This is a genomic window from Stenotrophomonas sp. YJH_SMC_94-11 (assembly GCF_059370435.1).
This window is the reverse complement of record NZ_JCAFTR010000012.1, coordinates 117,753-144,059: the sequence shown is the minus strand read 5'-3', so window position 1 is coordinate 144,059 and position 26,307 is coordinate 117,753. Positions and strand designations below refer to the sequence as shown.

The following is a 26,307-nucleotide window of genomic DNA, read 5'->3' as shown; positions in this document are numbered from 1 at the left end:
GGCCCGAGCGACTCGGCCAACTCCACGGCTTGGTGCTTGAACTCATCGGTGTAGCTACGACGGGTGATACGGGACATAAGGGACCTCCAAGTGCGATCAAAGTATCGCTTCTTGGCGTCCGCTGACGGGGGGCCAGATCAGATACCCCCGCGAACCCACCCCGTCCGGCCTCTGACAATTTCCGTGTGCGTCCGCCACGGAAAATCAAAAGAAAATCAAAGTCAAAAGCGGATCGCTTCGCTCGCATCCACGCGTAGCGTGGATGTGTGTCGACCAAGGTCGACACCTACCAACAGCAATGATGCGTCGGGATCTGTCAGAGGCGGGGCGGTATGGGCTTGCAGGACCGTTGGCGCCATGGATGGCGCCATCGAGCCCCCATGGATGGGTTTACGGCGTGTCCTGCAAGCCCATACCGCCCCGCCAAACCCAAAGCCCAACCGCCGCTTTTGACGTTGACGTTGACGTCCAGCGGGTTCCGGGCCGCAGGCCCGGGCAACAAACCCCTACCGGTCGTCGTGCAGGGTGCCACCCGGCAGGAACACCCAGGTACGGGTGACCTGCAGGATGTCGATCTCGTCCTCGGTCTTTGGCAACGGCGGGAACGGCTGCGCCAGCGTCACCACCCGCAGCGCCGCTTCATCCAGCAGCGGCGTCCCGCTTGAACGCAGGATGCGGCTGCTCTCCACGCTGCCATCGCGGCGCACGCCCACGCTGATCACCACCTGGCCGCCGAGCCGGCGCTGCCGGGCCTCGTCCGGGTAATTCAGGTTGCCGACGCGCTCGGCGCGGTCGACCCAGGCGCGCAGGTAATTGGCATAGGCATATTCACGCGTGCTGGCCGACACGAACTTGCGATTCGGGCGCTTGGCATACTGCGCCGAGCGCAGATGCACCTCGGCAGCCAGTCGCGCCATCTCCACGTCGCGCTGCTCGCGTGCACTCAACGGCGCGTCCGGCTCGGGGCGTTCCGGGGATGGCTGGGCCTGCGCCTGTGCCACCGAGTCCTGTCCGTTGCGGCTGCTGACCACCCGTGCCTGCGGCGGCGGTACCGGCGCGGCCGATTGCTGTTGCTGCGGCACCGGGCTCAACCCGGACTGGGCCTGCGGCACGATGCCGGCCTGGTTGTCGCGCGGACGCTGTGCGCGGTCGTGCTCGCCACCGCCTTCCTGGTTGGCGGCGGCAAGGAAATCAGCCTGCTTTGGCGTCAGTGCGGTGCGCGTCTGGCTGAAGATCACTTCCAGCGTCGGCACCAGCGGAGCATCGCCTTTCACGGCGAAGCCCACGCCCAGGATCAGCAGGGCGTGGACCAGCACCGACAGTGCGATGGTGGCCCCCAGCCGTTGCGCTTCGCGTGGCGGCGGGGGCAGAACGGCAGGTGCGGACGGCATCAGCGCAGGCCGGCCTCGAGCGCGTCGAACAGGGTGCCGGCAATGTTCAGGCCGTACTGCGCGTCGAGCTCGCGCACGCAGGTCGGGCTGGTCACGTTGACCTCGGTCAGGTAATCGCCGATCACGTCCAGGCCGACGAAGCGCATGCCACGACGCTTCATCTCCGGGCCGACCTGGCCGGCGATCCAGCGGTCACGCTCGCTCAACGGGCGCCCTTCGCCACGGCCGCCGGCCGCCAGGTTGCCGCGGAACTCGTCACCCTGGGGAATGCGCGCCAGGCAGTAATCGACCGGTTCGCCGTCGACCAGCAGGATGCGCTTGTCGCCGGCGCTGATGTCGGGAATGAACTTCTGGGCCAGCGCCAGCTTGCGGCCGCCGTCGGTCAGTGTCTCCAGGATCACGTTCAGGTTCGGATCGCCCTGACCGCTGCGGAAAATCGAGCGGCCGCCCATGCCGTCCAGCGGCTTCAGCACGGCCTGGCCGTGTTCGAGGGCGAAGGCCTTCAGCGCCTTGGCATCGCGGCTGACCAGGGTCGGCGGGCAGCACTGCGGGAACAGCAGGGCAGCCAGCTTCTCGTTGTAGTCGCGCAGGCCCTGCGGGTTGTTGACCACGCAGGCACCGGCAGCGGCGGCCACGTCCAGCACCTGGGTGTCGTAGATGTACTCGGCGTCGACCGGCGGGTCCTTGCGCATCAGCACGATCTGGCCGGGTCCGAACTCGGTACGGCTGAACTCACCCAGCTCATACCAGCCGGCCGGGTCGTCGCGCACCTGCAGCGGCGCGGTCTGGGCCACCGCCACGCCACCTTCCAGGGCCAGTCCGCCCGGCCGCACGTAGTGCAGGGCATGGCCGCGGCGCTGGGCTTCCAGCAGCATGGCGAAGGTGGTGTCCTTGGCGATCTTGATGTGGGCGATGGGGTCCATCACCACGATGACGTTCAACGGCATGGTCGCACCTGTCAGGCAAGGCGTTGATGGTAGCGGCAACGCCGGTCGCGCGCCTCCCTGCCATACTGCAACGCAGCGTCCGCCCGGCGGTCGCGCACTCATTGCGAAACCCGTCACGTTCAGGAGGGGGCCATGCCCCGCGCCGTGGGGCGGCCTTGAAGCGGGCGCGGAAAGTGCGATATAGATACGCTTTCGCAGCGGCCCCCGCCAGAGATCGGGCCGTGCGCTTGGGGATAGGCAATGACTGAAAACACGACTGCGGGCGGGGAACTCGCAGGACTCCGGGTGATGGTCATCGATGATTCGAAGACCATCCGCAGGACTGCGGAAACGCTGCTCAAGCGCGAAGGCTGCGAGGTGGTCACCGCCACCGACGGCTTCGAAGCGCTTGCCAAGATCGCAGACCAGCAACCGCAGATCATCTTCGTCGACATCATGATGCCGCGCCTGGACGGGTACCAGACCTGCGCGCTGATCAAGGGCAACCAGCTGTTCAAGGCGACCCCGGTCATCATGCTGTCGTCCAAGGATGGCCTGTTCGACAAGGCGCGGGGACGCATCGTCGGCTCGGAGCAGTACCTGACGAAGCCTTTTACGCGTGAAGAACTGCTGGGTGCCATCCGCACATACGTCAACGCCTGACCAGGGGGGAAAGGCACAATGGCTCGTATCGTCCTGATCGAGGATTCACCGACCGACCGCGCGGTGTTCACCCAGTGGCTGCGCCGTGCCGGCCACGAAGTGCTGGAAGCGGACAACGCCGAGGATGGCCTGCAGCTGGTCCGCGACCAGGTGCCGCAGCTGGTGCTGATGGACGTGGTCCTGCCCGGCATGAGCGGTTTCCAGGCGACCCGTGCGATGGCCCGTGATGCGGCGATCAAGCACATCCCGGTGATCATCGTCAGCACCAAGGCGATGGAAACCGACAAGGCCTGGGGCCTGCGCCAGGGCGCCGCCGATTACATCGTCAAGCCGCCGCGCGAGGATGAACTGATCGCGCGGATCAACGAACTGGTGGCCTGATGCGCTCGCCCTTCGACATCCTTGAAGCCTATGAACGGCGCAGCCTGGCCCATGCGGTGCAGCTGCCCGGGAAGCAGTTTGCCCAGGACCTGTGGCGTGGCGTGGGTTTCCGCGTCGGCCAGCGCCGGCTGGTGTCCGATTTCCGCGAAGTGGTGGAAATCGTACCGATGCCGCCGGTGACCCCGGTGCCCTGTGCGCAGCCCTGGCTGCTGGGCGTGGGCAACCTGCGCGGCAACCTGTTCCCGGTGGTCGACCTGAAGTACTTCCTGGAAGGCACGCGCACCGTGCAGCAGGAAGGCCAGCGCGTGCTGATCATGCGCCAGGCCGGCGGCGACGTCGCACTGACCATCGATGAACTGTTCGGCCAGCGCAGCTTCGAGCTGGACCAGCAGATCGAAGCGGGCACGTTGGCCGAAGGCCGCTACGGGCATTTCGTCGATCGTGCTTTCCATGCCGACGGCCACGACTGGGGCGTGTTCTCGCTCTCGCTGCTGTCGCGCACCCCTGAATTCCGGCAAGCCGCGGCCTGAGGCCGGGCATCGCCCCCTGCATTGAAGATCGAGGTTGAACGATGAGTACTGCTTCGGACGCCACCAAGACCGGCAAGCTGCGGCTGGGCGGCAGCAACCTCTGGCTGTTCCTGCTGCTGGCATCGATGATCCTGTTCGGCGTCAACACCGGCGTCGCCACCTGGCAGGGCAGCCGCCTTGCCGACGCCGGCTCCAAGGCCGCCGACCTGCAGGTGCTGTCGCAGCAGCTGGCCAACCAGGGACGTGACGCGGTCGGCGGCAACGCCCAGGCCTTCACCGCCTTCAAGGCCACCCGCAACGCGATCGAGCAGAACGTGTCGACCCTGCAGGGACGCTACGGCAAGGAGCCGGGCGTAGCCGGTGCCATCGCCACCCTCGGCGAGACGTGGGCGCCGCTGGGCAAGCAGGCCGGGCAGCTGGTGGCCAGCGAACCGGCCGTGCTGGCGCTGGCCGGCAACGCGAACAACTTCACCGGCGCAGTGCCGGGCCTGCAGGCCCAGCTGAACGAGCTGGTGCGTGCGATGTCCGCTTCCGGCGCGCCGTCGTCGCAGGTGTACAGCGCGCTGCAGCAGGTCGTGGTGGCCGGTTCGATGGCCCGCCGCGTGACCGAAATGCGTGCCGGCGGCAGCGCCGCGGCGACCTCCGGCGATGCGCTGGCACGTGACATCACCGTGTTCTCGCAGGTGCTCGACGGCCTGCGCAACGGCAACGAGGAACTGGGCATCACCGCCGTGCGCGGTGCCGCCGCCGTGGCCGCGCTGGAACAGTCGCAGCAGAAGTGGGAAGCGATGAAGCAGGACGCCGACGCGATCCTGGCCAGCTCGCGCCAGCTGTTTGCGGCGCAGTCCGCTGCCACCGCGCTGGGCCAGGGTTCGGCACACATGCTGGATGACAGCCGCAAGTTGTTCGACGCGTTCTCCTCGTTTGGCTCGGTATCCGACACCCGCCTGTTCCCGAACTTCTGGATTGGCGTGGTCTCCGGTGCGCTGTCGCTGATCGCGATCATCGGCTTCGTGTCCACCAACGTGCGCAGCCGCTCGCGCGAGCAGGAACTGCGCTACCAGACCCAGGTGGAATTCAACAGCCGCAACCAGCAGGCGATCATGCGGCTGCTGGACGAAATCTCCTCGCTCGGCGAGGGCGACCTGACGGTGAAGGCCTCGGTGACCGAGGACATGACCGGCGCGATCGCCGACGCGATCAACTACGCGGTGGACGAGCTGCGCCACCTGGTGACCACCATCAACGACACCTCGGCCAAGGTCGCGATGTCCACCCAGGAAACCCAGGCCACCGCCATGCAGCTGGCAGAGGCGGCGGGCCACCAGGCCAACCAGATCACCTCGGCCTCGGACCGCATCGGCGAAATCGCGGCGAGCATCGAGCAGGTGTCGCGCAACTCGGCCGAGTCGGCCGACGTGGCACAGCGTTCGGTGGTGATCGCCGCCGAGGGTGCCGGCGTGGTGCGCGAGACCATCCAGGGCATGGACCAGATCCGTGACCAGATCCAGGAAACCTCCAAGCGCATCAAGCGCCTGGGCGAGTCGTCGCAGGAAATCGGCTCGATCGTGGAACTGATCAACGACATTTCCGAGCAGACCAACATCCTGGCGTTGAACGCGGCGGTGCAGGCCGCGTCGGCCGGTGAAGCGGGCCGCGGTTTCGCGGTCGTGGCCGACGAAGTGCAGCGCCTGGCAGAACGCACCTCGGGTGCGACCCGACGCATCGAAAACCTGGTCCAAGCCATTCAGGCCGACACCAATGAAGCGGTCACCTCGATGGAGCAGACCACGGCCGAAGTGGTGTCTGGTGCGCGCCTGGCCGAGGACGCCGGTACCGCGCTGACCGAGATCGAACGCGTGTCAAACGCGCTGAATACCCTCATCAAGAACATCTCCATCGCCGCCCAGCAGCAGTCGGCCGCCGCCTCGGACATCACACGCACCATGGGCGTGATCCGGCAGATCACCGGGCAGACCTCGCAGGGTGCCGGACAGACCGCCGAGTCGATCGGCCACCTCGCGCAGCTGGCGGCGGACCTGCGCCGTTCGGTCGCCGACTTCAAGCTGCCGGCGTGACACGGGCAGGGCGGCGAGCAAGGAACCAGTCGATGAAGCATTTCCATTCCCCACGCCAGAACTCGCGCGGCCACCGCGCGGCGGCGAACGGAGCGCGTCCATGAGCAGTCTGCGCGATGCGATGAGCCACGCAGCGCTGGGCTGGGTCAAGCCCGAGCTGGACGAGACCCTGCGCCAGGTGCGCAACGAGGTCGAGTACTACGCCGAAGACCCGACCGATGCCAGCCGCATGCGCATCTGCGCCGGCTACCTGCACCAGGTGCAGGGCACCCTGCGCATGGTCGAGCTGTATGCCCCGGCGATGGTGGCCGAAGAGCTGGAGCAGCTGGCCAACGCCATCGGCGCCGGCCGCGTGGCCGACCGTGATGAAGCCTGCGCAACCCTGATGCGTGGCAGCGTGCTGCTGCCCGACTATCTGGAACGCCTGCAGAACGGCCATCGCGACATTCCGATCGTGCTGATGCCGCTGCTCAACGAGATCCGTGCGTCGCGCGGCGAAGAAGGCGTCACTGACAGTGTGCTGCTGGCCTTTGCGCCGGACAGCGTCACCGCCACCGAGGCCGAGCTGGACCATGCCCGTGGCAGCCTGAGCGGGCGTAATCGCGAGCTGCTCGACACGGTCGGCAGCGCGGTGAAGGAAGAACTGCTGCGCATCAAGGATGCGCTTGACCTGCACCTGCGCACAGGTGGTGCGCCGGAACAGCTGCAGACCCAGGCCAACGAGCTCGGCGCCGTGGCCGATACGCTGGGCATGATGGGCCTGGGCGTGGCCCGCGGCGTGGTCGTGCAGCAGCGCGATGCGCTGCGCGGCGTGGTCGAAGGTCGCCAGCAGATCGACGAGAACCTGCTGCTGGATATTGCCGGTGCACTGCTGTACGTCGATGCCTCGCTGGACGACCAGGTTGCCCATCTGGGCGCCGGCGGCAGTGGCGAGGACGACCCGAGCGCGGTCGAGAACCGGCGAACGGTGGAGGTGCTGGCGCATGAAGCCATCGCCAACTTCGCCGCTGCCCGCGAGCATTTCGTCGCCTTCATCGAAACCAGCTGGAACCATGCCGAGCTGCAGGATGTGCCACGCCTGCTGGGCGATGTGTCCGGCGCGCTGCGCATGCTCGACCTGGGTACCGCCGCCGATTACCTGCGCGGCGTGCAGCAGTACATCGAGGCAGAACTGATCGGCCGCCAGCGCGTGCCCAGCGGCCGCCAACTGGACACCCTGGCCGATGCCATGGCCAGCCTGGAGTACTACCTGGAAGCCCTGCGCGACCGCCGCCCGGGCCGAGAGGACATCCTCGAAATCACCCGCAGCAGCCTCGAGGCACTGCGCTACTGGCCGCTGCCGGAGCACAATGCCGTTGCGCCGGACGCGCCGGCACTGCTGCCGGTCCAACGTGAGCCGGTTGCGTTGCACGCCGAGCCCCTGCAGCCGGAGCGCATCGGGGTTCCGGTGCAGCCTGCGGCGCCCGCTGCCGGCGACGTGCCGGTGCCACTGCCGGACTTCACCTTCGATCAGCCGCCGGCCTCGCCGGCGCCGATGGTGTCCGACAACCGCCTGATGTTCGGCGCGCTGGGCACCGTGGCAGCCGTGGCCGCCAGCACGGCTGATACCGGTGCTTCGCCGTTGCCGACGCACGACGATGCGGACGCATCGCTGGTCTTCGCGGCATCCAGCGCACCTGCGCCGGATGTCCCGCAGTGGGAGCTGGCGCCGTTCCATCCGGAGGCCGACGCCATCGTGCCTGCCGATGACGAGCGCAGCCCGACCTTCGCCAGTTTCGATCCGGTCAGCTTCGAGCTGGCCGAGGGTGATCACTCCGGTGCGCCGCAGTGGTCGCTGTCCGGGGCGCCGCAGATGCTTGAGGAAAGCGCAGCGCCTGTGATCGATGAGAGGACGGACGCGGTGGATTCCTCCGCGACCGCTTTCGATGCTGCACCGGTGTTCGACCCGGTGGCGGCCGAACAGGATGCGGCTGCCGTGGCCGACGACGTGGTGTTCCGCTTCGATGCCGACGCGCTGGACAACGCTGACGACGTGCTGTCGCTGCATGCGATGGAAACGCTGTCGCTGGACGATGACGCCGCGTTGCATCCGTCGCTGGAGATCGTCGATGCCGTCGTTCCGCCGCTGGCCGGGGTGGATGAGGCCCCGGATGACCTGCCGGTACCGTCGATCACGTCGCCGTTGATCGATGCGGCGCCTCCTGCGGCGGATACGTCCGCTCCGGCCGTGTCGGTGATCGATATCGACACCATCGCGCCGATCGATTTCAGCGAGGCCGACGCCCAGTTCTTCGCCGAGTTGAGTGCGGCCGCTGCCGGCTTCAATCCACAGGCGATGGCCGCTGCGGCAGCGCCGGAGGCGGTGGATTCGGCCGTTGCCGGGACCGACGCTGACACCAATGCGGGCTTCGACGCCGGTTTCGACGACGATGCCGAGAACATCGACGAGGACATCCGCGAGGTGTTCCTGGAAGAGTTCGACGATGAGCTGGCCAATCTCGGCACGCTGCTGCCGGCATGGCGCATGCAGCCGGACAACATGGACCGGCTGCGCCCGATCCGCCGCATCTTCCATACCCTCAAGGGCAGTGGCCGCCTGGTCGGCGCACGCACCCTGGGTGAGTTCGCGTGGAAGATCGAAGGCATGCTCAACCGCGTGCTGGATGGCAGCCGCGCCGCATCTCCCGCCGTGCTGGCGATGGTCGACAACGCGCATGCGGCGCTGCCGCAGCTGAACGCGGCGCTGCGCCATGGCCACCGCATCAGCGTCGACCTGCAGGCCATGCAGGCCATCGCCGATCGTGTCGGTGCAGGCGAGGAGACCTACTACGTACCCCTGCCTGGGGCCACTGCATCGGTTGCACCGGTGGCCGAAGTCGAGGGCGAAGACGAGATCAGCCGCATTCTCGACACCGAGGCTGCCGGATCTGCGCCGGCTGACAGCGTTGTGGAGGGCGAAATCGCTGGCACGCCGGCCAACATCGACAGCGTGCTGCGCGAGATTCTCGAGGCCGAGGTGGAAGTCCATCAGGCCACCCTGCAGGACTGGCTGCGTTCGGCGCAGCAGGCACCGCAGCCGGTCAGCGACGCACTCCTGCGCGCAGTGCACACCATGAACGGCGCCTTCGCGATGACCGAAGTGCCCGAGATCACGGCTGTAACCGGCGGTGCAGAGTCCTACATCAAGCGTGCACTGGCCGCCGAAGTGGTGCCGGGTGATGAGGGCGTGGCCGCGCTGGATGCGACCGCGCAGGCGATCACCGCCACCATGGAAGCGCTGCAGGCCGAACAGCCGCGTATCGCACCGCAACAGGTACTGGCACAGCGCCTGCAGGCGCTGGCCAGCGAGTTGCCGGAAGCGCGCTGGCCGATGGTGGGCCTGGAGGACGACGAAGCTGAGCTGGCGCTGGATGACGAACCGACGGCGGAATGGGATGCGGATGCCCCGGCAGCCGTCGCGCCTGAAACCGATGCGGTACCGCTTTCGTCCGTCGCGCCGGAGCAGGAACCACAGGCAGTTGCCGATGTCGCCGAAACCCCGGTCGAGGATGCCGCGATCGAGGGCGAGGGCGGGCTGGAGGTCGGTGAGCTGACCGCCAGCGACGATCTTTCGCGCTACTTCGATGCCGGATGGCCGTCGGTACCGGGTGAGGGAGCGGCGTCGCTACCGGTGGTCGAATCGATCCAGGTGGCCGACGACGTTCCGGGCGTTGAGGTAGACGGTGTCCAGGCGGAGGCCGAAAGCGCGCCGCTGTTGGCCGACGATGCCGGTTTGACCGTCGTGGACGATCTGTCGCCGTACCTGGATGCCAGTGCGCTGCCGGTCGACGACCGCGATGCCGAAGAGATTCCTGATGCTGTCGAAGCCGTCGCATCTGACCTGAATGCGTCCTCGTTCGATCACGTGCACGTCGCGGACGCTGAGGCATTCGAGACGCCTGCTGCACTGCCACTCGACAGCGAGCTGTCGAGCCTGCAGGATGAAATGGCTGCGCCGGGGTTTGCAGAACCGGTCTCGCTGGACGCCGCGCTCGAGGCCGGCCTGCACGTGATCGACGAAGAGCAGCCCCTGGCCGACGACGGGCAATGGTCCGTGCTCGGCCTGCAGGCCAGCGAACTCGCGCCGGGCGAGGCGGAAGCCTTTGCCGAGGATGCGGACGTCGGCGGGGAGGCGGCGATCGGTGAAGGAGAGAGCGCCGATCAGCCGTCCCCGGCGACGGTGAATGAGGAGATCGCGGAGGCCGCGACGCCGGCCACCGCCGGACCGGTGCGGTTCTTCGAACTGGAAGACGCGCCGGGCCAGGTGGAAGTCCACGCCGAAGCTGCCGATGCCGATGCCGATGCCGTGTCGGATGCCCCGGCCGTTGGCGCGCCTGACGCCGACGTGGTTGAAACCGTGGCACCCGACGTCCTTGACATCCCGTTGCCGGAAGACAGCGCCGATACGCTCGACTTCAGCGTCTACGATCGCGAGCTGGTCGACATCTTCGTCGAGGAAGGCAAGGACCTGCTCGACCACTGCGATGGCCTGATCAGCGAGCTGCGCGATGCGCCGCAGGACCGCGAGGTGCTGGCCGGCCTGCAGCGTGACCTGCATACCCTGAAGGGTGGCGCACGCATGGCCGGCATCAACGCCATCGGCGATCTTGGCCACAGCATCGAATCGTTGCTGGAAGCCGTCGCCGCTGGTCGCACCGAGATCGAACGCCGCGATGTGCAGTTGCTGGAGCGCGGATTTGATCGGCTGCACCAGCTGCTCACCCGCACCGGCGACCACCGCGTGGTGGAACCGGCGCAGGACCTGGTCGACGCGTTCGAAGTGCGTACCACCACCGATATCGCTGCGGCGGCTGCTGCAGCCGCAGCCGCAGCCAACGTGGCGAGCGTCGCAGAAGCCACTTCGGCACCGGTTGCCAGTCCGGCACCGGCACTGCTTGATGCGCCACTGTCGGCACCGCTGCCGGCCGAAGGCGTGGTCGATGAAGATCCGCTGGCACGCCCGCAGCAGGAACAGGTGCGCGTGCGCGCGGATCTGCTCGACCGCCTGGTCAACCATGCCGGTGAAGTGGCGATCTACCGCTCGCGCCTCGAGCAGCAGCTCGGCGCGTTCCGTGGTGCGATGGGCGAGCTGGAGCGCACCAATGCGCGACTGCGCGACCAGCTGCGCCGGCTCGACCTGGAAACCGAAGCGCAGATCGTCGCCCGCTACCAGCGTGAGCAGGACCAGGCAGACCAGAAGTTCGATCCGCTGGAGCTGGACCGCTTCTCCACGCTGCAGCAGCTCAGCCGTGCGCTGAACGAATCGGCGGCCGACCTTGGCGGCCTGCAAGGGGTACTGGACGATCTGTCGCGCCAGTACGATTCGCTGCTGCAACAACAGTCGCGCGTCAGCTCCGAGCTGCAGGACGGCCTGATGCGCGCGCGCATGGTGCCGTTCGATGGCCTGGTGCCGCGCCTGCGCCGAGTGGTCCGCCAGTCCGGCATGGATACCGGCAAGCAGGTGCACCTGACCCTGGAAGGCACTCACGGCGAACTGGACCGCAATGTTCTCGATCGCATGGTCGCGCCGCTCGAACACATGCTGCGCAACTCGGTGGCCCATGGCCTGGAGGCGCCGGAACAGCGCCGCGCCGCAGGCAAGCCGGAAGAGGGCGAAGTTGCCATCCGCCTGCACCGTGAAGGCTCGGAAATCGTGCTGGAAGTGGCCGATGACGGTGCCGGCCTCGATCGCGAAGCGATCCGCCGCCGCGCCATCGACCGTGGCCTGTTGGCCGCCGACGCGCAGCCGAACGATCAGGAACTGGACAACCTGATTTTCGCCTCCGGTTTCTCCACCGCCGACCAGGTCAGCCAGCTGGCCGGTCGTGGCGTGGGCATGGACGTGGTGCGCAACGAAGTGCGCCAGCTGGGCGGTTCGGTCGACATCCAGTCGGTGCGCGGCCAGGGCGTGCGCTTCACCCTGCGCCTGCCGCAGACGCTGGCCGTCACCCAGGCGGTGTTCGTGCAGATCGGCGAGACCACCTTCGCCGTGCCGGTGGCCTCGGTCAGCGGTATCGGCCGCCTGTCGCGCGAACGTTTCGAGGCCGCCGACAGCAGCTACCGCTACAGCGGCGAAGACTATCCGTTGTATGACCTCGGCAGCCTGGTCGGGCAGGCCCCGGCGCGTGCCGATGGCCAGGACCAGGTGCCGCTGTTGCTGGTCCGCGCCGGCGACCTGCGCGCAGCCGTGGCGATCGATCAGGTGCTGGGCAACCGCGAAATCGTGGTCAAGCCGGTGGGCCTGCAGATCGCATCGGTACCGGGCATCTACGGTGCCACCATCACCGGCGATGGCCGCGTGGTGGTGATCCTGGACGTCGCGCCGCTGGTGCGCCGCTTCCTGGCCAATCCGACGGCACCGGTGCTGGCCAATGCGCCGCGCGACGAACGCCAGGTGCCGCTGGTGATGGTGGTCGATGACTCGCTGACCATGCGCAAGGTGACCGGTCGCATCCTCGAACGCCACAACTTCGAAGTCAGTGTCGCCCGCGATGGCGTGGAAGCACTGGAGCGGTTGGAAGAGCGCGTGCCGGACCTGATGTTGCTGGACATCGAGATGCCGCGCATGGACGGCTACGAGCTGGCCACTGTGATGCGTGCCGATCCGCGCTACAGGGATGTGCCGATCGTGATGATCACCTCGCGCAGCGGCGACAAGCACCGCCAGCGTGCCTTCGAGATCGGTGTCCAGCGTTATCTGGGCAAGCCGTACCAGGAACTGGACCTGATGCGTAACGTGTACGACCTGCTGGGGATCGCCCGTGTCCGTGAGTGAAACCCATCCGGCCCCGGCCGTCGCCCTGCTGGCCCGCCCCGGTGCGGCGCGTGAACGCCTGCGCGAGGCGCTGGCGCATGCCGATGTACAGCTGGTCCTGGAAGATGATCCGAACGGCCTGGAGCCGCAGGTCCTGCAGGCCGCGGCCCCGCAGTTCGTGGTGATCGCGCTGGAAGCTGCCATCGAGGACGCACTGGAACGGTTGGAATCCGTGCTCTCGGCACCGGGGCTGACCCTGGTGTTCGATGAGGCTGAGCTGGCCGCCCGCCGCGACGGCTGGGAGGCGCAACGCTGGGGGCGCCACCTGGCCGCCAAGCTGCACGGCCACCAGCAGGTGTTGCCGCCGGGCGCCGAAGAAGAGCCCAGCCTGCAGCTGGAGCCTGGCCATCCGGCGCCCGCGCCGGCGCCGCAGGAAGAAGCCCTGCGCCCGCACCTGGAACAGGCGCTGAGCTGGGCCGATGACGTTCCGGCCGACGGCCTGTATTCGCCACCGGCAGACCTGCACGAACCGATCGCGCTGGAGCAGGCCCTGGCGGCGCTGCAGCCGGTCGTGCCCGAGCCTCTGGATCCGCCTTCGGCGCCGCAGGCACTGGCCGAACCGGCGACGCCTGCGACACCGCCGGTCTCCTTCGATCACACCGCCTGGTCGCTGGTGGAAGAATCGATCGAAGCGCCCGTATCGGCAGAAGCCGTGGCGCCGGTCGTCGCGCCGCAGCCCTCGTTCGATACCGATCATTTGAGCCTGGTCGATCTGGATGCCGTCGCCCCGGCCGGTGCGCGTGCCGCATCGCTGCTGGTGCTGGCCGGCATCGGTGGCCCGGATGCGTTGCGTCGCCTGCTCGGCGCACTGCCCGCGTCGTTGAGCGTGCCGGTCCTGGTGCACATGCGTCTGGATGGTGGCCGCTACGGCAATCTGGTCAAGCAGATGTCCCGTGTTTCGCCGTTGCCGGTGCAGCTGGCCGAGGCCGGCCAGCACGCGGTGCCGGGCGAAGTGCACGTGCTGGCCGATGATATCGGCGTGCGCGCGGCCAGCGATGGCCTGCATTTCCATAGCGATGCCAACGGTATTTCGCTCGCTTCGCTGCCGGCCGAACACACCGCGCTGGTGCTGCTCAGCGGTGCCGACCTGGCCCACGTAGGCCCGGCGCTGGACCTGGCGGCCGCCGGTGCGTGGGTGGCCGGGCAGGTGGGCGAGGGCTGCTATGACCCGGCGGCGGCCACCGCCGTGGTGGCTGCCGGCATGGTGGCCGGTGAACCGCAGGAACTGGCGCAGGCGATTGCCGCGCGCTGGGGTGAGCAGGACGACAACGGAGACGCACCATGAGCTACGCCAGCAATGACGAAATCCGCGGCGTCCTGATCCAGGCCGGCAACGAGCGCGTGCTGCTGCCCAATGCCACCGTGGCCGAAATGATGTCGCGCGTGCCGGTGCAGCCGGTCTCCGATGCGCCGCGCTGGCTGGTCGGCGAGATCGGCTGGCACGGCTGGCAGGTGCCGCTGGTGTCGTTCGCACGCCTTTCGGGGCTCGGCGAAGAGACGGTGGCCGGCCACAACAAGGTGGTGGTGCTGAAGTCCCTCAGCGGCAACGCGCAGCGCCCGTACTACGCGCTGCTGACGCAGAACTTTCCGCAGCTGATCTCGGTGCCGCGCGACGGCTTGCTGGCCGACGCCTCCGAAGAAACCCTGCCGCAGACCGTGCACATGCGCGTGCTGCTGGGTGAGCAGAGTGCACTGCTGCCGAACCTGGACGCGTTGGAAGCCGCCCTGGATTCGCTGGCGGCCTGATCGGCAATCCGCCGGTCGGATCCCCGGTAGTGCCGGCCGCTGGCCGGCAACCCCATGATCCGGTGGATGCCGGGCAGCGCCCGGCTCTACCACGAACCGGTCCTATCCCAGGTCGCCCAACCGCGCCTGCAACGCCGCGACCGCGGCCAGTCCGGCCGTTTCCGTGCGCAGGATCCGCGGGCCCAGCTGCAGTCCCTGGAACCCGGCCGCTGCCAGCTGGTCGCGGTCGCGCGGCGACCAGCCTCCTTCCGGGCCGATCGCAAGCACGAGGCCCCCTGCCGGAGCGGCCGTCAGCGTCGACAGGCGATGTGCGCCCCGTGGGTCCAGGGTCAGCCGCAGCGTATCGGCCGGCAGTACCGCCGCAGCCTGCGCCAGCGACAGCGGCGAACCCACCTGCGGGATGCGCGCACGCCCGGACTGGCCGCAGGCCGACGTCACCACGTTGTTCCAGTGCGCCACGCGCTTCTCGGCCCGTGCTGGATCAAGCTTCACCTCGGTGCGCTCGGCGTTGACCGGAATGATCGCCGCCACGCCCAGTTCGGTGGCCTTCTGCAGGATCAGGTCCATCTTCTCGCCACGGGCGATGCCCTGCAGCAGGGTGATCGCCAGCGGTGATTCATTGTCGATGGCCTGCACAGCATCGATGCGGACCTGTACCTCGCGCTTGCCGGCCACGGTCAGTGTCGCGCTGTAGTCGTTGCCATCGCCGTTGAACAGCACGCACGTATCGCCCTCGCGCAGGCGCATCACCCGCACCAGGTGGTTGGCCGTCTCTTCCGGCAGGGTCACGGTCTGGCCGCTGTGCAGCGCCAGGTCGATGGGGCAGCGGGTCACGCGCATGCAATCGCCTCGTCGATGGCCGCCAGCGTGGTGTGTGCCAGCAGCTCCAGTTGTTCGTCATCCACGCAATAGGGTGGCATCCAGTACAGCACGTCGCCCAGCGGGCGCAGCACCACGCCGCGCTTGAGGGCGGCCTTGTAAGCGTGCAGGCCCAGCCGCAGGCCCGGATCGAAAGGCGTGCGCCTGTTGCCGTCGCGCGACAGCTCGAACGCCACCACCATGCCGGCCTGGCGCACGTCGGCCACGTGCGGATGGTCGGAAAATGGCGCCGCCAGCGTGCCCATCACCGACGCGATGCCCCGGTTGCGGGCGATCACATCGTCGTCGCGGAAGATGTCCAGCGTCGCCAGTGCCGCCGCGCAGGCCAGCGGATTGCCGGTGTAGCTGTGCGAATGCAGGAAGGCGCGCTCGCGCGAGTCGTCGAGGAAGGCGTCGTACAGCGCCTGCGTGGCCAGCACGGCGGCCAGCGGCAGGAAGCCGCCGGTCAGGCCCTTGGAAAGGCACATCAGGTCCGGCATCACCCCTGCCTGCTCGCAGGCGAACAGGGTACCGGTGCGGCCGAAGCCGGTGGCGATCTCGTCGGCGATCATGAACGCGCCATGGGCATCGCACAGTTCGCGCACGCGCTGCAGATAGACCGGGTCATGCATGCGCATGCCGCCGGCACACTGCAGGCGCGGTTCCAGGATCACCGCGCAGATCTCGCCCGGATGCTGGTCGAACAGCGTGGCCAAGCCGTCGGCAGCCTGCCGTGCGCGATCTGCCGCGCTCTGGCCCGGTTCGGCCAGGTAGGCATCGGGCGATGGCGCGAACAGGCCTTCGGCCAGCAGCGGTGCATAGACGCGGCGATACAGCGGAATATCGCCCAGCGCCAGCGCACCCAGGGTCTCGCCGTGGTAGCCGTTTTCCAGCGCGATGAAGCGCGTGCGCCGTGGCTCGCCGCGGTTCTGGAAATACTGGAAGGCCATCTTCAGCGCCACTTCCACGCCGGCCGAGCCGTTGTCGGCGTAGAACACTTTGGCCAACGGCGCACGGCCGGGCTGGCGTGGCGCCAGCGCCAGCAGGCGCTCGGCCAGGGTGATCGCCGGCTCGTGGCCGAAGCCCGCCAGCATCACCTGTTCCAGCTGCCCGGCCTGCGCCGCGATGGCGCCGCCGATGCGCGGCTCGGCATGGCCGAACAGGTTGGTCCACCAGCTGCTGACGGCGTCCAGGTAGCGGTTGCCGTCGTGATCGATCAGCCATGCGCCTTCACCGCGGGCGATCGGCACCAGTGGCAGGGTGTCCGGATGCTCACGCATCTGCGTGCACGGGTGCCACAGCACCTGCAGGTCGCGTTGCCGCCAGTGCTGGGCCAGCGGGGAGGGGGTTGGGTCTGCTAGCATTTCGGGCTCATGAACATGTTGCTGCCTGCACATTCTATCGGCCCCGGCGCTGGCGCCGGCCGCCGCGGAGATTCCGCATGAACGATGACCGTGCCGGCCGTCGCTTGCCGATCATCCATCGGATCACCGATGAGGAGAACGGCCCCTTCCAGCGCCAGCATCTGGACCTGGAATTCTCCAACGGTGAACGTCGCCGGTTCGAGCGCCTGGTCAGCCGTGGCCACGGCGCGGTGGTGGTGGTGCCGATGCTCGACGATGAGACCGTGCTGCTGGTGCGTGAATACGCCGCGGGCATGCACCGCTACGAACTGGGCCTGGTCAAGGGCCGGATCGACGCCGGCGAAACCCCCGAGCAGGCCGCCGACCGCGAGCTGAAGGAAGAAGCCGGTTACGGTGCGCGCCGGGTCGACGTGCTGCGCGCAATGACCCTTGCCCCGACCTACATGAGCCACCAGTCGTGGCTGGTGGTGGCGCGCGACCTGTACCCGGAAAAGCTGGCCGGCGACGAGCCGGAAGAACTGGAAGTGGTGCCGTGGAAGCTGGCCGAAGTGGACCAGCTGATGTTGCGCGAGGACTTCTCCGAGGGACGCTCGCTGGCGGCGCTGTTCATTGCCCGCCAGTGGCTGCAGGGAACGCGATGATCAAACTGACCACGGACCTGCGCGAGACCGCCATCGCCATCGCCCAGCAGGCCGGCCAAGCCATCATGCAGGTGTATGCCGATGGATTCGAGGTCCAGATCAAGGACGACAACAGCCCGGTCACCGCGGCCGACCTGGCGGCCAACCAGGTCATTGAGCTGGGCCTGCGGCAGCTGACACCGGACCTGCCGATCCTGTCCGAGGAATCGGCGCAGGTGGGCTGGGAGCAGCGCCGCCATTGGGGCGCTTACTGGCTGGTGGATCCGCTCGACGGTACCCGCGAGTTCGTCAAGCGCAACGGCGAATTCAGCGTCAACATCGCCTTGATCTACCAGGGCGCGCCGGCCTTTGGTGTGGTGCTGGCGCCGGTCACCGGCATCGTCTGGCATGCCATGCGCGGCGAGCTGGCCTATCGGCGGCAGGGCCTGCATGACACCGTGCTGCGCACCCGCACGCCGGCCACGGCTCCGCTGCGCGTTGCCGCCAGCCGCTCGCACCGCTCGCCGGAAACCGAGGCGCTGCTGGCGCGCATGGGCCGCATCGAGACCATCGCACAGGGCTCGTCACTGAAATTCTGCCGGATCGCCGAAGGCGGCCTGGATGTCTATCCGCGGCTGGGCCCGACCTCCGAATGGGATACCGCCGCCGGCCAGTGCGTGCTGCATGCCGCCGGCGGCGCGGTGCTGTCGGCGGCGACCGGCAAGCCGTTCCGCTACAACCGCCGCGAGACACTGTTGAACGGCGATTTCATTGCCCTTGGTGATACCAGCCTGCCATGGCGCGACTGGTTGTCCGACTGATCCTGGAGGCCGCATGAGCGCGCACGACACCCCCACCACCGGCAGCGCCGCAAGCAGCGAACTGGAGCGCCTGCTGGCGATCATGGCGCGGCTGCGTGACCCGCAGGGCGGCTGCCCGTGGGATCTGGAGCAGAACTTCGCGACCATCGCCCCCTACACCATCGAGGAAGCCTACGAAGTCGCCGATGCGATCGACCGGGGTGACCTGGACGATCTCTGCGACGAGCTCGGCGACCTGCTGCTGCAGGTGGTGTTCCACGCACGCATGGCCGAGGAGCAGGGCGCGTTTGCCTTCGCCGAGGTCGCCCGTGCGATCAGCGACAAGATGCAGCGCCGCCACCCGCACGTGTTCGCCGATGTCAGCGTGGACGATGCCGACGGGGTGACGCGCAACTGGGAGGCGATCAAGCGCGCCGAGCGTGCCGCCAAGGGCGAGCAGGACACCTCCGTACTGGCCGGTATCTCGCGCGGCCTGCCGGAATGGCAGCGGGCGGTGAAGCTGCAGTCGCGCGCGGCCAAGGTCGGTTTCGACTGGCCGGGTCCGCTGCCGGTGCTGGACAAGGCCGCCGAGGAGCTGCAGGAGCTGCGCGAGGAGTTCGAACGTGGCGATGTCGCGGGCAACAAGGCGCGCCTGCAGGAAGAACTGGGCGACCTGCTGTTCGTCTGCGCGAACCTGGCGCGTCATGCCGATATCGATCTGGGTGCTGCACTGCGTGGTGCCAACCACAAGTTCGAGCGTCGCTTCCGCGCGATGGAAGCGCAGGCCGACGCACAGGGTGACGCGTTGGCCGAACTGGACCTGGATGCGCAGGAAGCACTGTGGCAGCAGGCCAAGGCAGCAGAGAAGGCGTGAAAACGCTCGGCCTGTTCCTGCTGACCGCGCTGGCCGAGATCGTCGGCTGCTACCTGCCATGGTTGTGGCTGCGCAAGGGAGGCAGCGTCTGGCTGCTGCTGCCGGCGGCGGCCAGCCTGGCCGTGTTCGCCTGGCTGCTGACCCTGCACCCGACGGCCAGTGGACGGGTCTATGCCGCCTACGGTGGCGTCTACATCGGCACCGCGCTGTTCTGGCTGTGGCTGGTCGATGGCATTCGTCCCAGCCGCTGGGACCTGCTGGGCGCAGCGCTGTGCCTGGCCGGCATGGCGGTGATCATGTTCGGGCCGCGCACCTCGTCGGTGTAGAGCCGAGCCCACGCTCGGCTGCCTTGATTCAACGAATGTCACCGCAGCCGAGCATGGCTCGGCGCTACAGGGGCAGCGAAGCGTCTGCGGAAGGCGCATGATGGCAGCGACCCTGGTCCCCGGAGCCTGCTCATGTCCCGCTTCGCCAGCTTCCGCGAGTTCTATCCGTTCTATCTCAGCGAGCACCGCCACCCGGTATCGCGGCGGCTGCACTTCATCGGCAGTTGCGGGGTCCTGCTGCTGGTCGCCACTGCCTTGCTGCGCGGCCAGCCGCTGTTCCTGCTTGGCGCCCTGTTCTGCGGCTACGGGTTCGCCTGGGTCGGCCATTTTTTCTTCGAGAAGAACAGACCGGCGACGTTCCGCCATCCGCTGTACTCGTTCATGGGTGACTGGGTGATGTTCCTCGACATCCTGCGTGGGCGGGTGCGCCTGTAGCGGGCGGCTGCGGTGCCTTGCGGGGCATTGCCTCGCCGGCAGAGGAAAGGGCGGGGCGGGTTGCACTTCCGCTTGCATGAACCGCTGCGCTGCGGCACGCCTGCGGGCGACCGATCTGGGATAATGGGGTTTCCTGTTTCCTCTGCTGCCGGACCCGGTCATGACCCAGAAGACGCTGCTCAACGATACCCACCGCGCCCTTGGCGCCAAGATGGTCGATTTCGGGGGTTGGGACATGCCCATCCACTACGGCTCGCAGCTGGACGAGCACCATCTGGTGCGCCGTGAGTCCGGCGTGTTCGACGTCAGCCACATGACGGTGGTCGACCTGCGCGGTGACCAGGTCAAGCCGTTCCTGCGCCGCCTGCTGGCCAACTCGGTCGACAAGCTGAAGGTGACCGGCAAGGCACTGTACTCGTGCATGCTGAATCCGCGCGGCGGCGTCATCGACGACCTGATCGTCTACTACCTGGGCGACGACTTCTTCCGCATGGTGGTCAATGCCTCTACCCGCGAGAAGGACCTGGCCTGGCTGCGCGAGCAGGCTGCGCCGTTTGGCGTCGCCGTCGAGCAGCGCCCGGACCTGGCCATCCTCGCCGTGCAGGGCCCGCAGGCGCGCGACATCGTGATCGGCCTGGCCCGCGAAGCCGACCGCGCAGCGTTGACCAAGCTGGGCCGCTTCGCCGCCCTGCAGGTGCAGTCCGATGACGGTGTCGAGCTGTTCGTCGCCCGCACTGGCTACACCGGTGAAGATGGTTTCGAGATCCTGCTCCCGCAGGACGCCGTGGTCGCCTTCTGGAACCGCCTGCTGGCGGCAGGCGTGAAGCCGGCCGGCCTTGGCGCGCGCGACACCCTGCGCCTGGAAGCTGGCATGAACCTGTACGGCCAGGACATGGACGAAGAGATCAGCCCGTACGAAGCGGCGCTGGCCTGGACCGTGTCGCTGGACGAAGGCCGCGACTTCATCGGCCGCGACGCGCTGGAGGCGCAGAAGAGCGCCGGCACCGCGCGCCAGATGATCGGCCTGGTGATGGACGAGAAGGGCGTGCTGCGCCATGGCCAGACGGTCACCACGGCCAGCGGCCAGGGCGAGATCCTGTCCGGCACCTTCTCGCCGACGCTGGCCAAGGGCATCGCCTTCGCCCGCGTGCCGGCTGGTGAACTCGGCGAGGTCACCGTCGACATCCGCGGCCGTCAGGTGCCGGTGCGGGTGGTCAAGTTCCCGTTCGTTCGGGAAGGCCAGGCGCAGCCCGGCGTGCTCACCGACGCCTGATCCGTACGTGCCGGTCGTCACTGACAGCAGTGGCGGCCGGTTGGTTACACTAGCCCCGTTTTTTCCACCCCTGCATATCTCTGGAGCAGTCCCATGAGCGAGATCCCCGGCGACCTCAAGTTCCTCAAGTCCCATGAGTGGGCCCGTGTCGAAGGCAATGGCCGCGTCACCGTCGGTATTTCCGACCACGCCCAGGGCCTGCTGGGTGACCTGGTCTACGTCGAGCTGCCGGAAGTCGGCGCCGACGCCAAGGCTGGCGAGCAGATCGCCGTCGTCGAGTCGGTGAAGGCCGCCTCGGACGTCTACAGCCCGATCAGCGGCAAGGTCGTCGAGGTCAACTCGGCCCTGTCCGACAAGCCGGAAACCATCAACGAAGATGCCTACGGCGAAGGCTGGATGTTCGTGGTCGAACTGACCAACGCCGATGAGGTCAACGAGCTGCTGGACCCGGACGCGTACGCCGAAGCCCTGGAGAACGAAGACCACTGAGTCGTCGTTTCCGGATTCTGGAACGGCCACCTTCGGGTGGCCGTTTTTGTTTTGGCGACTGCACCGGACTCATGACGCGGGGTTCGCTGCGCACCCTCGGCGTGGCATCAGCCGACAGGCGAACGGTGCCGATGGGCGTGCGCAGTTTTGCGCAAATCCGCGTTTCAGCCCCGCGCCGACGCACTCGGATGTGAAAACTTTTCGCCCCCTGTTGCGGCGCTGTTGTGCTGGCGTTGGTGGCGGCGCCGGTGACCATCGACGTCGCACGCGCGATGCCGTTGCGAGTCTGTGTCTAGATGCGCGGAGTGCTTATTTCAAGTGCTTTTTGTTCAACGTATGCATCGATGCCGGTGCATGCAGCACGCTTGCGCGACGCTTCAACCGCCATGGCGGGCCGCGTAGAGCAGTGGCGCCGACGGCGCTCGGAAAGGCGCGGATGTGAAAATTTTTCGCGGGGGTTGTTGACAGTAAAAAAAACCGTGATTAGGTTTCGCCTCAGCAGACCTTGCCTGCCCAACCGAGTGCGCAGAATCAATCGTCCGATGCGAAGCAGCCCCTTCAAGACCACCGCGACCCTGATGACGGTGGACACGGCCCCGCTTCCCCCGGAGAAATGCAAGGCACCTTCCGTTCCGATGTCCGCTCCGCCGATCGAGGCGGGCATCGCCGCATCCGTAACGGCGCGCTTGACGCGCCGGCGGTCCCCGCACGCAGCATCCGCGGGTTTGATCCAACTGGGCGTTTCAACTCCCTATCACTGACGAGGAGCCATCCCATGGCAACCAAGAAAGCTGCGAAGAAGAAGCCCGCCGCCAAGAAAGCGGTGAAGAAGGTCGCGAAGAAGGCCGCTGCCAAGAAGGCAGTGAAGAAGGTCGCGAAGAAGGCGACTGCCAAGAAGGCAGTGAAGAAGGCGGCGAAGAAGGTCGCCAAGAAGACCACTGCGAAGAAGGCAGTGAAGAAGGCGGCGAAGAAGGTCGCCAAGAAGTCCACTGCGAAGAAGGCCGTCAAGAAGACCGCGAAGAAGGCGGCCAAGAAGGCCACCAAGAAGACTGCCAAGAAGGCTACGGCCCGCAAGCCGGCCAAGAAGGTCGCAAAGAAGGCGACTGCCAAGAAGGCCGTCAAGAAGACCGCCAAGAAGGCAGTAAAGAAGACCGCGAAGAAGGCCACCAAGAAGGCTGCCCCGAAGAAGGCAGCGAAGAAGGTTGCCAAGCGCAAGCCGGCCGCCCGCAAGAAGAAGGCCGCTCCGGTCGCTCTGCCGGCAACCCCGGCGCCGCTGATCTAAGTACTTCCCGATAGCCGCATCCTGAAACCCCCTTCCCTGGCTGCCCAGCGGGGAGGGGGTTTTTTTATGGGCGGCTTCGGTCGCCTGGTTGGGCGATTGCCGGCGGGAATCGTTCCACCAGGAAGTCGAGGAAGCTGCGCAGGCGGGTGGAATGGTAACGATCGTGCGCATAGACCACGTGCATCGGCCGACCGGCCTGGCCGTGCCCTGGGAGCAGCTGCACCAGTCGCCCAGCCTCGACATCGGCTGCCAGCAGCAGCGTCGACTGCAGGATGATGCCCAGGCCATGCAGCGCCGCCGAACGCAGCGCTTCGCCATTGTTGATCTGCAGCCGGCCGTCGGGCACGTGGTCGAGCTCGCCAGCGTCGTCCTGCAGCCACTGCGCAAGTGCACTCGGTTCGAACGACAGGCATTGATGGCCGGCAAGTGCATGCACGCTGTCTGGCGCGCCATGCCTGGCCAGATACGCCGGTGAGGCGCACATCATCAGGCGATAAGGGGCCAGGGCTCGCGCCACCAGCACGCTGCTGTCGGCCAGCGTGCCGATCCGCAGCGCCGCTTCGAAGCCCTCTTCGGCGAGGTCGACTACGCGATCGGTCAGCGTCGCTTCGACCCGGACATCCGGATGGCGCGTCATGTACTCGGCCAGCGCCGGTACCAGCGCATGCGTACCGAAGATCACCGGTGCACTGATGCGCAGCGTGCCCGCCGGTGCCAGGTGCTGGTGCTGCGCCTGCGCATCGGTTTCGTCCACCAGGCGCAGGATCTCCCGGCAGCGCGTGTAGTAGTCCTGGCCGAACGGCGTCGTGTGCTGGCGCCGGGTGGTTCGGCTCAACAGCTGCATGCCCAGCCGTGATTCCAATGCACGCAGATGCTTGCCGGCCATCGTCGCGGAGATGTCCATCGCCGCAGCTGCAGCACTGAGGCTGCCCTTGTCCACGATCAGCACGTAGACCTGCATGCTTTCCAGCAGGTTCATCTGACACCCCGGGTGTTGAATGCTGAAACCTGCGCGGAGTTTATCAATCAGGGGTGATCAAACAGCATGTCGTGCAAGGGCTGGATTGGCCGGCCATGCGGACAGGAGAACACCATGGACTTGAATCTTGAAGGCCGCACCGCTTTGGTGACGGGCGCGGCCAGCGGCATCGGTGCCGCCGTCGCCAGGCAGCTGGCGGCCCAGGGCGTGCGCGTTGCCATCACGTCACGGCAGCGGGCACCGCTGCAGGCGCTTGCGGCGCGGATCGAAGCTGAAGGCGGCGCGGCACCGGTCATCGTGGCCGGCGATGTCACCGTGGCCGGTGACGTCCGGTACATCGCGCAGGCATCCCGGGAGGCATTGCAACGCGTCGACATCCTGGTCAACGCCGCAGGTGGCTCCCGGCCGACCACCGTCGATGCCGATGATGATGTCTGGGAGGAAGCGATCGCCCTGAACTTTTCCGCCGCGCGGCGGATGACCCAGGCGCTGTTGCCTGGCATGCAGGCGCAGGCATGGGGACGGGTGATCAATTTCAGTGGTTCGATGGAACCGCGTGCGGTGAACGCGGCCACTGCGGCGAAGGCGGCGCTGCATCTGTGGAGCAAGGGGCTGTCGTCGGAGGTGGCCGGGCAGGGCATTACGGTGAATGCGATTGCACCGGGGCGCATCAACAGCGCGCAGATCCTGGAACGCCTGCATCCCACCGAGGAAAGCCGACGTGCGTTCATCGCCAGCAACATCCCGATCGGACGCTTCGGTGAACCCGAGGAAGTGGCGCCACTGGTGGCGTTCCTGTCCTCGCCGCTGGCCGGCTACATCACAGGCGCGGTGATTCCGGTGGACGGCGGCATGCACTACTTCGCGCACTAATGCTGCGGAGCTGTAGAGCCGAGCCCATGCTCGGCCGCCTTGCGCCAGGATTCCGCTCAGCCGAGCACGGCTCGGCTCTAAACAACAACAAAAGGGCGGCCCGCAGGCCGCCCTTCGCACACCCGATCGAGCCCGCCTTATCAGCGCGGCGACGCCACCGCACGATTGCCCGAGGCGCCCTTGCCCTTGCGCTTGTCCTGCTGCGCCGGGCTTGCGCCCTCGGCCATCAGGTTGTCGCTGCCGAAGTCGGTGTCCACGTCCAGCCAGCGCTGCGCCGGCAGGCCGAGCGCGGAGTCGAGCACGGTCGGCAGCAGGCCGCTGGGCAGGCTGCTTTCGCCATTCCACATGATGGCGATGCCCAGATCGCGTTCCGGCACCAGCGCGACCAGGCCGCGATAGCCCTGCACGGCACCGGCATGGAACACCACGTCGTGGCCGGCGTAGTCGAAGGTGCGCCAGCCCAGGGCGTAGCCGGCCGAGTGCAGGCGCTCGCGGCGCCAGCCAGAACGCATCTCGCCGGGGGTGCTGATCAGGCTCGAATGCAGGGTGGCCAGCAGCGGTGCCGGCAGCACGTCGGGGCGGTGGCCGGTGTGGGCGAGCAGCCACTGCGCCATGTCGCTGGCGCTGGCATTGACGCCGGCCGCCGGGGCGACCCGGTAGTAGGTCGGCTTCGGCGTCAGCGAGACCCAGCCGTTGCGGCTGCGCACATGCGGACGCGCCCAGCGCGAGCTGGCCTGGATGCCGGCCAGGCCGAGGCTGGCATCGTTCATGCCCAGCGGCTTGAAGATGCGGCGCTCGACCGACTGCTCGTAGAAGCTGCCGGAGGCCGCGTAGACGACATCGCCGATCAGGCTGAAGGCTACGTTCTGGTAGGCATAGCAGTCGCCCGGCAGGCACTTCAGGGTGGTGTTGGCCAGTTTCTGGGTCAGCGCGTAGTACTCGGCGTTGCCTTCGATGTCGCGGTCGTAGGCGTTGTAGGGCAGGCCGACGCGATGGCTGAGCACGTCGGCCACGGTCAGGCGATCAGTGGCTTCCGGCGAGTTCAGGCGGAAGCCCGGCACGTAGTCGGTGACCTTGCTGTCCCAGCGGAGCGTGCCGTCGTTGACCAGCAGGCCGGCCATGGTGCCGGCGAAGGCCTTGGACAGCGAGGCCAGGCGGAACACGGTGTGGGCATCGACCGGCAGCGGATTGTTGACGTCGGTGACGCCATAGCCGCGCGCGCTGAGGATACGGCCGCCCTGCACGATCGCCACGGCCATGCCCGGCACGCGTTCGCCATAGGTGAGCTGCTGCGCCATCGATTCGATGTTGGCAACGTTGAAGCCGGGCGCCGGGGCCTGCACGCGCGGCACCAGGCCGGTGCGGTAGGCCGCCGGCTGGGTGTGGGCGACAGTGGGACCCGCAGCGGATTCGATGTTGGTCGGCATCGGCGGCAATGCCGGCGGTGTCTGCGCGGTGGTGGACAAGGCAACGGGCATCAGCATGCCCAGCAAACCGGTGGCCGCCGAACGGATCGGGCGACGCAGGCTGTTCTTTTTCATCGGTTGGACCCGTGCGCGACTGCTG

The 26,307-nt window shown here is 67.6% G+C and carries 23 protein-coding genes; 16 read left to right on the top strand and 7 right to left on the bottom strand.

What is annotated here, in order from left to right; all coding sequences use genetic code 11:
- Positions 1-506 precede the first annotated feature (506 nt).
- A complete protein-coding gene (locus AC5P74_RS18615) occupies positions 507-1,391 on the bottom strand; it encodes an energy transducer TonB (protein WP_188218917.1) in 885 nt (294 codons plus the stop codon).
- On the bottom strand, positions 1,391-2,338 hold the full coding sequence (gshB, locus tag AC5P74_RS18610) for a glutathione synthase (protein WP_065196658.1): 948 nt from the start codon (positions 2,336-2,338) through the stop codon (positions 1,391-1,393). Before gshB ends, AC5P74_RS18615 begins: the two co-directional genes overlap by 1 nt.
- 240 nt (positions 2,339-2,578) lie before the next feature.
- Between gshB and pilG the strand changes: the two genes are divergently transcribed.
- The 7 genes from pilG to AC5P74_RS18575 all read left to right on the top strand — a co-directional run bounded on the left by pilG (position 2,579) and on the right by AC5P74_RS18575 (position 14,568).
- The gene (gene pilG / locus AC5P74_RS18605) at positions 2,579-2,980 is read left to right on the top strand and encodes a twitching motility response regulator PilG (RefSeq protein ID WP_005418455.1); all 402 of its coding nucleotides are present in this window, start codon (positions 2,579-2,581) and stop codon (positions 2,978-2,980) included.
- Positions 2,981-2,998: 18 nt separating this feature from the next.
- Complete coding sequence (locus AC5P74_RS18600; RefSeq protein ID WP_005410717.1) at positions 2,999-3,361, top strand: response regulator; 363 nt, start codon at positions 2,999-3,001, stop codon at positions 3,359-3,361.
- Positions 3,361-3,891 carry a chemotaxis protein CheW gene (locus AC5P74_RS18595; RefSeq protein WP_005418454.1) on the top strand — a complete coding sequence of 177 codons (531 nt, stop codon included), beginning with the start codon at positions 3,361-3,363 and terminating at the stop codon, positions 3,889-3,891. Before AC5P74_RS18600 ends, AC5P74_RS18595 begins: the two co-directional genes overlap by 1 nt.
- Positions 3,892-3,932: 41 nt before the next feature.
- The gene (locus AC5P74_RS18590; protein WP_049415562.1) at positions 3,933-5,969 is read left to right on the top strand and encodes a methyl-accepting chemotaxis protein; all 2,037 of its coding nucleotides are present in this window, start codon (positions 3,933-3,935) and stop codon (positions 5,967-5,969) included.
- 100 nt (positions 5,970-6,069) lie between these two features.
- Positions 6,070-12,783 (top strand): Hpt domain-containing protein, encoded by a 6,714-nt coding sequence (locus AC5P74_RS18585; protein ID WP_346607952.1) that lies wholly within the window; start codon positions 6,070-6,072, stop codon positions 12,781-12,783.
- On the top strand, positions 12,770-14,107 hold the full coding sequence (locus AC5P74_RS18580; RefSeq protein ID WP_346607951.1) for a chemotaxis protein CheB: 1,338 nt from the start codon (positions 12,770-12,772) through the stop codon (positions 14,105-14,107). The genes AC5P74_RS18585 and AC5P74_RS18580 overlap by 14 nt, the downstream gene beginning before the upstream one ends.
- Positions 14,104-14,568 carry a chemotaxis protein CheW gene (locus AC5P74_RS18575; protein ID WP_005418442.1) on the top strand — a complete coding sequence of 155 codons (465 nt, stop codon included), beginning with the start codon at positions 14,104-14,106 and terminating at the stop codon, positions 14,566-14,568. The genes AC5P74_RS18580 and AC5P74_RS18575 overlap by 4 nt, the downstream gene beginning before the upstream one ends.
- 102 nt (positions 14,569-14,670) lie before the next feature.
- Here AC5P74_RS18575 and AC5P74_RS18570 read toward each other — a convergent pair whose 3' ends face one another.
- Together AC5P74_RS18570 and bioA are read right to left on the bottom strand one after the other, a co-directional pair.
- Complete coding sequence (locus AC5P74_RS18570; RefSeq protein WP_053499524.1) at positions 14,671-15,408, bottom strand: 16S rRNA (uracil(1498)-N(3))-methyltransferase; 738 nt, start codon at positions 15,406-15,408, stop codon at positions 14,671-14,673.
- Positions 15,399-16,790, bottom strand: coding sequence for an adenosylmethionine--8-amino-7-oxononanoate transaminase (gene bioA, locus AC5P74_RS18565; protein WP_053499522.1), 1,392 nt, complete (start codon positions 16,788-16,790; stop codon positions 15,399-15,401). The genes AC5P74_RS18570 and bioA overlap by 10 nt, the downstream gene beginning before the upstream one ends.
- Before the next feature lie 77 nt (positions 16,791-16,867).
- Here bioA and nudE point away from each other — a divergent pair, with 77 nt between their 5' ends.
- The 7 genes from nudE (at position 16,868) to gcvH (ending at position 21,607) form a co-directional block, all read left to right on the top strand.
- On the top strand, positions 16,868-17,431 hold the full coding sequence (nudE, locus tag AC5P74_RS18560) for an ADP compounds hydrolase NudE (RefSeq protein WP_329843632.1): 564 nt from the start codon (positions 16,868-16,870) through the stop codon (positions 17,429-17,431).
- Complete coding sequence (gene cysQ / locus AC5P74_RS18555; protein WP_053499520.1) at positions 17,428-18,231, top strand: 3'(2'),5'-bisphosphate nucleotidase CysQ; 804 nt, start codon at positions 17,428-17,430, stop codon at positions 18,229-18,231. Before nudE ends, cysQ begins: the two co-directional genes overlap by 4 nt.
- Positions 18,232-18,244: 13 nt before the next feature.
- A complete protein-coding gene (gene mazG / locus AC5P74_RS18550) occupies positions 18,245-19,084 on the top strand; it encodes a nucleoside triphosphate pyrophosphohydrolase (protein WP_053499517.1) in 840 nt (279 codons plus the stop codon).
- Entirely contained in the window at positions 19,081-19,410 is a 330-nt protein-coding gene (locus AC5P74_RS18545; RefSeq protein WP_053499515.1) for a YnfA family protein, read from the top strand. The genes mazG and AC5P74_RS18545 overlap by 4 nt, the downstream gene beginning before the upstream one ends.
- 132 nt (positions 19,411-19,542) lie before the next feature.
- The gene (locus AC5P74_RS18540) at positions 19,543-19,845 is read left to right on the top strand and encodes an Mpo1-like protein (RefSeq protein WP_049415586.1); all 303 of its coding nucleotides are present in this window, start codon (positions 19,543-19,545) and stop codon (positions 19,843-19,845) included.
- Between the two features lie 160 nt (positions 19,846-20,005).
- Positions 20,006-21,118 carry a glycine cleavage system aminomethyltransferase GcvT gene (gene gcvT / locus AC5P74_RS18535; RefSeq protein WP_346607949.1) on the top strand — a complete coding sequence of 371 codons (1,113 nt, stop codon included), beginning with the start codon at positions 20,006-20,008 and terminating at the stop codon, positions 21,116-21,118.
- A 93-nt stretch (positions 21,119-21,211) separates the two neighbouring features.
- Positions 21,212-21,607, top strand: a complete 396-nt coding sequence (gcvH, locus tag AC5P74_RS18530; protein ID WP_005418426.1) for a glycine cleavage system protein GcvH — start codon at positions 21,212-21,214, stop codon at positions 21,605-21,607.
- Positions 21,608-21,899: 292 nt separating this feature from the next.
- Here gcvH and AC5P74_RS18525 read toward each other — a convergent pair whose 3' ends face one another.
- The gene (locus AC5P74_RS18525; RefSeq protein WP_141239399.1) at positions 21,900-22,271 is read right to left on the bottom strand and encodes a hypothetical protein; all 372 of its coding nucleotides are present in this window, start codon (positions 22,269-22,271) and stop codon (positions 21,900-21,902) included.
- A gap of 111 nt (positions 22,272-22,382) precedes the next feature.
- On the opposite strand from AC5P74_RS18525, the gene AC5P74_RS18520 reads away from it, so the two are divergent.
- Positions 22,383-22,889, top strand: coding sequence for a hypothetical protein (locus tag AC5P74_RS18520; RefSeq protein ID WP_032954412.1), 507 nt, complete (start codon positions 22,383-22,385; stop codon positions 22,887-22,889).
- A 64-nt stretch (positions 22,890-22,953) separates the two neighbouring features.
- Here AC5P74_RS18520 and AC5P74_RS18515 read toward each other — a convergent pair whose 3' ends face one another.
- Positions 22,954-23,868, bottom strand: a complete 915-nt coding sequence (locus tag AC5P74_RS18515) for a LysR family transcriptional regulator (RefSeq protein WP_346607948.1) — start codon at positions 23,866-23,868, stop codon at positions 22,954-22,956.
- A 114-nt stretch (positions 23,869-23,982) separates the two neighbouring features.
- Here AC5P74_RS18515 and AC5P74_RS18510 point away from each other — a divergent pair, with 114 nt between their 5' ends.
- On the top strand, positions 23,983-24,741 hold the full coding sequence (locus AC5P74_RS18510; protein ID WP_053499509.1) for an SDR family NAD(P)-dependent oxidoreductase: 759 nt from the start codon (positions 23,983-23,985) through the stop codon (positions 24,739-24,741).
- A 140-nt stretch (positions 24,742-24,881) separates the two neighbouring features.
- Here AC5P74_RS18510 and AC5P74_RS18505 read toward each other — a convergent pair whose 3' ends face one another.
- Positions 24,882-26,282 (bottom strand): serine hydrolase domain-containing protein, encoded by a 1,401-nt coding sequence (locus AC5P74_RS18505; RefSeq protein ID WP_053499507.1) that lies wholly within the window; start codon positions 26,280-26,282, stop codon positions 24,882-24,884.
- Between the last annotated feature and the right edge of the window lie 25 nt (positions 26,283-26,307).

Bases quoted from the DNA above. Each gene is read 5' to 3' on its own strand.
- AC5P74_RS18615 (WP_188218917.1), bottom strand. From the start codon at position 1,391: ATGCCGTCCGCACCTGCCGTTCTGCCCCCGCCGCCACGCGAAGCGCAA.
- bioA (WP_053499522.1), bottom strand. From the start codon at position 16,790: ATGCTAGCAGACCCAACCCCCTCCCCGCTGGCCCAGCACTGGCGGCAA.
- AC5P74_RS18505 (WP_053499507.1), bottom strand. From the start codon at position 26,282: ATGAAAAAGAACAGCCTGCGTCGCCCGATCCGTTCGGCGGCCACCGGT.
- AC5P74_RS18510 (WP_053499509.1), top strand. From the start codon at position 23,983: ATGGACTTGAATCTTGAAGGCCGCACCGCTTTGGTGACGGGCGCGGCC.
- AC5P74_RS18585 (WP_346607952.1), top strand. From the start codon at position 6,070: ATGAGCAGTCTGCGCGATGCGATGAGCCACGCAGCGCTGGGCTGGGTC.
- nudE (WP_329843632.1), top strand. From the start codon at position 16,868: ATGAACGATGACCGTGCCGGCCGTCGCTTGCCGATCATCCATCGGATC.
- AC5P74_RS18575 (WP_005418442.1), top strand. From the start codon at position 14,104: ATGAGCTACGCCAGCAATGACGAAATCCGCGGCGTCCTGATCCAGGCC.
- gshB (WP_065196658.1), bottom strand. From the start codon at position 2,338: ATGCCGTTGAACGTCATCGTGGTGATGGACCCCATCGCCCACATCAAG.
- AC5P74_RS18515 (WP_346607948.1), bottom strand. From the start codon at position 23,868: ATGAACCTGCTGGAAAGCATGCAGGTCTACGTGCTGATCGTGGACAAG.
- gcvH (WP_005418426.1), top strand. From the start codon at position 21,212: ATGAGCGAGATCCCCGGCGACCTCAAGTTCCTCAAGTCCCATGAGTGG.
- mazG (WP_053499517.1), top strand. From the start codon at position 18,245: ATGAGCGCGCACGACACCCCCACCACCGGCAGCGCCGCAAGCAGCGAA.
- pilG (WP_005418455.1), top strand. From the start codon at position 2,579: ATGACTGAAAACACGACTGCGGGCGGGGAACTCGCAGGACTCCGGGTG.
- AC5P74_RS18540 (WP_049415586.1), top strand. From the start codon at position 19,543: ATGTCCCGCTTCGCCAGCTTCCGCGAGTTCTATCCGTTCTATCTCAGC.
- AC5P74_RS18600 (WP_005410717.1), top strand. From the start codon at position 2,999: ATGGCTCGTATCGTCCTGATCGAGGATTCACCGACCGACCGCGCGGTG.
- AC5P74_RS18525 (WP_141239399.1), bottom strand. From the start codon at position 22,271: ATGCCCGCCTCGATCGGCGGAGCGGACATCGGAACGGAAGGTGCCTTG.
- AC5P74_RS18570 (WP_053499524.1), bottom strand. From the start codon at position 15,408: ATGCGCGTGACCCGCTGCCCCATCGACCTGGCGCTGCACAGCGGCCAG.
- cysQ (WP_053499520.1), top strand. From the start codon at position 17,428: ATGATCAAACTGACCACGGACCTGCGCGAGACCGCCATCGCCATCGCC.
- AC5P74_RS18590 (WP_049415562.1), top strand. From the start codon at position 3,933: ATGAGTACTGCTTCGGACGCCACCAAGACCGGCAAGCTGCGGCTGGGC.
- AC5P74_RS18520 (WP_032954412.1), top strand. From the start codon at position 22,383: ATGGCAACCAAGAAAGCTGCGAAGAAGAAGCCCGCCGCCAAGAAAGCG.
- AC5P74_RS18595 (WP_005418454.1), top strand. From the start codon at position 3,361: ATGCGCTCGCCCTTCGACATCCTTGAAGCCTATGAACGGCGCAGCCTG.
- gcvT (WP_346607949.1), top strand. From the start codon at position 20,006: ATGACCCAGAAGACGCTGCTCAACGATACCCACCGCGCCCTTGGCGCC.